Origin of the sequence: Mesorhizobium sp. M8A.F.Ca.ET.218.01.1.1, assembly GCF_004791165.1 — a bacterium.
In the GTDB taxonomy this organism is placed as follows: Bacteria; Pseudomonadota; Alphaproteobacteria; order Rhizobiales; family Rhizobiaceae; genus Mesorhizobium.
This window is the reverse complement of record NZ_SRUZ01000050.1, coordinates 1-426: the sequence shown is the minus strand read 5'-3', so window position 1 is coordinate 426 and position 426 is coordinate 1. Positions and strand designations below refer to the sequence as shown.

At 66.4% G+C, this 426-nt stretch carries 1 protein-coding gene; it reads left to right on the top strand.

All coding sequences use genetic code 11. The features are described from left to right. A partial coding sequence (locus tag EN861_RS36550) for a pyridoxal-phosphate dependent enzyme (protein ID WP_135928208.1) occupies positions 1-426 on the top strand: 426 nt, incomplete at both ends.

Sequence of the window (426 nt, the reverse complement as noted above, 5' to 3'; positions counted from 1 at the left end):
ATGCGCGCGCTGCCAAGACACCGCGCCGGCAAATCTTGCGCCCGTCTATGCAACTCCGCAGCCTCACCCTTTAACCGGCGCCACCAGCTCGCGCTCGCTCTGGCGTTTTGCGCATATGCTGCCTTGCACAGAAGCCGAGGCGGTGCGCCTCGGCGAGGGTCTGACGCCGTTGCTTGCCACGCCGCGCATCGGCGCGTTTCTCGGCGTGCCGGATCTAGCAATCAAGGATGAAGGCAGAAATCCGACCTGGTCGCACAAGGACCACTTCTCGACCATCGCGGTCAGCGTGGCGCGCGCACGTGGTTCTAAAGTCGTCGCCACCGCCTCGTCGGGGAACGCCGGCGCTTCGCTGGCGGCCTACGCTGCCCGAGCCGGCCTCAAATGCGTCGTCACCACTTTCGCGGGATCGGCCGGCGCGATGTTGGC